Origin of the sequence: uncultured Fretibacterium sp. (assembly GCF_938030725.1) — a bacterium.
GTDB lineage: Bacteria > Synergistota > Synergistia > Synergistales > Aminobacteriaceae > Fretibacterium.
The window spans coordinates 1-3074 of record NZ_CALHIQ010000158.1 but is presented as its reverse complement, the minus strand read 5'-3'; the positions used below and the strand labels follow the sequence as shown (position 1 = coordinate 3074).

The following is a 3074-nucleotide window of genomic DNA, read 5'->3' as shown; positions in this document are numbered from 1 at the left end:
TGGACTGGTGAGCCGTGTGGGACTTGAACCCACGACACCCGGATTAAAAGTCCGGTGCTCTACCGACTGAGCTAACGGCTCAAGGCGTCTGAAACAGACACCATGGCATTATACCATAACAATTTGAAGAGAGGGGAAAGAAAATGCCCGCGGGGGCGACGACGCCTCCGCGGGACGAAGGGGAATTCGTCCGCATTCCTCAAAGGGACCGCCGCGGCGAACCCGTTGAGGTCGTGGACGCCCGACGCCTCCTCAGTAGCCGCTCTGCTTTGACATCAGCGCGTCGTACTGGCCGCCGTTCTCGTCCACGTAGAGCACCTCCGCGGACTCGGCCGCGGGGCAGAACTGCATCAGCGTGGCGGTTCGAGCTGCTGCGTTCTCCTCCTTCAGCTTGGCGTCCTGGCCCGCCTTATCGGTGAGGCCGTACTTTGCCATGATGGGGCGAAGGTTCTTCAGCATCACGATCCCCATCTGGAAGTTCTCCAGGTCCTTCTCCCCAGCCTCCTGAACGCAGCGCGCAAACTCCTCGTTGGTCATTTCATCCACCTCGATGATCAAAGTTGTCCCGGGTTGTAAACGGGCCTATCGCTGACCTCCGCCGATCAGCGGGATCAGAAAGTCCTTCGCAACCTCGTCGGCCCTCTCCTTGCCGCAGAGAAGTTCAAGCAGCCTCAGCGCAAAGAAGGGGGTGATGGCCGGCCCCTTCGCCGTGGTGATGTGTCCGTCCGTCACGACGTTTTCAGTGCCGAGGATCGCGCTGGGAATCTGAGGCTCCATCCCCGGATAGCAGACGGCCCGGCGGTCCTTCAGCACCCCGGCGCGCTCCAGCGCCAGCGGCGCTGCGCAGATGGCCGCCAGGGGCTTCTTCGCCGCATCGTACTTCTGCACCAGCGTTCGGAGGCCCTCATGCCTGGCGTACTCCACCGTTCCGCCCGGGATGACCAGCATGTCGAAGTCCTTGTCCTTCGCGTCCTCGAAGATCGCGTCCGCTTGGACGGGGACCTTGCGGCTGCTCACCGCGTCGCCCCGCCCCGTAAGGGAGACGGTCGTGACCTCCACACCGCCCCGCCGCAGGATGTCCACGGTGGTCAGGGCCTCGGTCTCCTCAAAACCGTCGATCAGAAATACCGCTGCGCTTGCCATAGACAACACCTCCTAAGGCCCATTGTCCTCCATCGGGGGCGTTTAGGCAAGCGAAAAAGGGCCTGCCTCATGGGCAGGCCCCGGTCGCTCCTGAACAGGGCGTCTCACCGGACGGCGATGGGCTCGGTCATCTCCGTGAGGTCGCTGCTGATGGTCTTTCCCTCCGGGCGGTAGCCCTCGTCGTTCACCAGGACGAGCGCGGGCCTGTAGGAGCCGGGCTTCGGGTAGAAGTAGACGGGGACGTCCTTGTGCTCCGACGCCGGGTTGTCGTAGAGCATGCGGCGCGTCCTGCCCACCTCGATGGCCGGACCGTCCTTCCCCTCAGGGTACAGAATCGCGCGGTTCGGCGCGTACCCGTCCGCGCGGGCGTAGAAGCGGTAACCCGTCTGGTCGCCGGACGTGAAGGGCAGGGCGTAGAACCGCCGGACGACGAGCCGGTTGGGCTCCGATGGGAACGCCGTCCCCCAGGTGTAGATGGCCGACGGCTTCGCCAGGTTCGCCCGGAAGTCCTCGTCCCCGGAGATCAGGGAGTTGACCCGCGTGTTGAAGGAGGAGCCGTTGGAGTGGATGTACTTCCCGTTTCCGACGTAGAAACCGACGTGCCCACCCCAGAAGATCAGGTCCCCCGGCTTTGCGGCGGTCAGCGTCTCCGCCGTGTGGGCGTCCTCCGGCGTCCCCTCCACGTGCATCAGGGCGATGGGATAACCCACCTCGGGACGGGAGTTGCGGTAGATGTCGAGGCCGTTCAGCATGTAGACCATGCTGGTGAAGCCGGAGCAGTCCAGGCCGTAGGGGGTCTTCCCACCCCAGCGATAGCCGACGCCGAGGTAGAGCTCCGCGTCGGCCGTGAGCGCCGCGCGCACGGCCTCCTCCTGGCCCCACGCGCGAAGCTCCCGTACCAGGTTCTTGTTGACCCAGCCGGTTTGCCCGCCGAAAAGTTCGGCGCGAAGCCAGCGGGCGTCCTCGGAGTCCGGTTCCCCCACCTTGAGGTACGCCCCGCGGGGCAGGGTGATGAGCGGGGGATAGGACTCCGTCCGGGCCTCGGGCAGCACGTCCGCAAAGGGGGCGATCACCTGATGGGTGACGGAGGCCCGCCAGGCCTCGGCCTCATCCCTGGAGACGAGCGCAACGTGCTGGCCCTCGATGGACGTCTTGTAGCCGTACTGCATCCGCACGCTATAGAGCCCCTGGTCGTCTTTGTCTGCCAGGACCTCGCCGACCATCCCGTAGAGGACCTCGTCGTCCCGCTCCCCGTCGTAGAGCGTGGAGGCCATCGGCGCGGTGACGACCGCCCACATGTTTCCTGATCCGTCGGTCCCCTGAGCGGGGAGTGTGACGAGGGCCGCGGCGCAGAGGGCCGATGCGATACAAAGCGCTTTTCCAACCAAAGAACGCATGAAACAACCTCCTCAGAATTTTGTGTGCTTGGATTTTGCGTGGTGTGATGCCTATTCTGTCCTGCTCTTGCGGATGGACTGCACGGCGTAGACGACGATCTTCATGGTCGTTCCCGCGTCATTGAGCTTCAGTACGAGCTCCGTGTCGTCGCGGGATAGGACCTGCGCGATGACGCCGCCTATCGTGACGATCTCGTCGCCCTCCTTGACCGCAGCGTGCATGGCCTGCACCCGCCTGTGCTTTTTTCGTGCCGGCAGCACGGTGAAGAAGTAGATCAGGACGAATATCCCCAGCACGTAAAGGATGCCGAGGGACAACAGATCATTCATGGTCGAACCCCTCCATAGATAAAACCGCTCCGCATTTTCCCTGCGAGGCCGGGCGGGAAGGGCCGGCTCAGCGGCCCAGGAACTCCTCCACGATGCTGACGAACACGGCGCTGCCCCGGTACAGGACGTCCTCGTCGACGTCGAACTTCGGGTTGTGGTGCGGGATGTCCGTGTGCTTTTCGTGATTGGAGGAGCTCAGGAACA

The 3074-nt window shown here is 63.9% G+C and carries 4 protein-coding genes and 1 tRNA gene; all 5 read right to left on the bottom strand.

Features of this window, described 5'->3' with window-relative positions; all coding sequences use genetic code 11:
* Window positions 1-5: 5 nt before the first annotated feature.
* A tRNA-Lys gene (locus Q0629_RS08905) sits at window positions 6-81 on the bottom strand.
* A 171-nt stretch (window positions 82-252) separates the two neighbouring features.
* Window positions 253-537 carry a hypothetical protein gene (locus tag Q0629_RS08900; RefSeq protein WP_298781550.1) on the bottom strand — a complete coding sequence of 95 codons (285 nt, stop codon included), beginning with the start codon at window positions 535-537 and terminating at the stop codon, window positions 253-255.
* A gap of 45 nt (window positions 538-582) precedes the next feature.
* Window positions 583-1143, bottom strand: a complete 561-nt coding sequence (locus Q0629_RS08895; protein ID WP_298781548.1) for a DJ-1 family glyoxalase III — start codon at window positions 1141-1143, stop codon at window positions 583-585.
* A gap of 104 nt (window positions 1144-1247) precedes the next feature.
* The gene (locus Q0629_RS08890) at window positions 1248-2540 is read right to left on the bottom strand and encodes a C40 family peptidase (RefSeq protein WP_298781546.1); all 1293 of its coding nucleotides are present in this window, start codon (window positions 2538-2540) and stop codon (window positions 1248-1250) included.
* Window positions 2541-2591: 51 nt separating this feature from the next.
* Window positions 2592-2870 (bottom strand): preprotein translocase subunit YajC, encoded by a 279-nt coding sequence (gene yajC / locus Q0629_RS08885; RefSeq protein WP_298781543.1) that lies wholly within the window; start codon window positions 2868-2870, stop codon window positions 2592-2594.
* Window positions 2871-3074 lie beyond the last annotated feature (204 nt).

Coding starts and splice junctions, on each gene's coding strand:
- Q0629_RS08890 (WP_298781546.1), bottom strand. CDS start 2,540: ATGCGTTCTTTGGTTGGAAAAGCGCTTTGTATCGCATCGGCCCTCTGC.
- Q0629_RS08900 (WP_298781550.1), bottom strand. CDS start 537: ATGACCAACGAGGAGTTTGCGCGCTGCGTTCAGGAGGCTGGGGAGAAG.
- yajC (WP_298781543.1), bottom strand. CDS start 2,870: ATGAATGATCTGTTGTCCCTCGGCATCCTTTACGTGCTGGGGATATTC.
- Q0629_RS08895 (WP_298781548.1), bottom strand. CDS start 1,143: ATGGCAAGCGCAGCGGTATTTCTGATCGACGGTTTTGAGGAGACCGAG.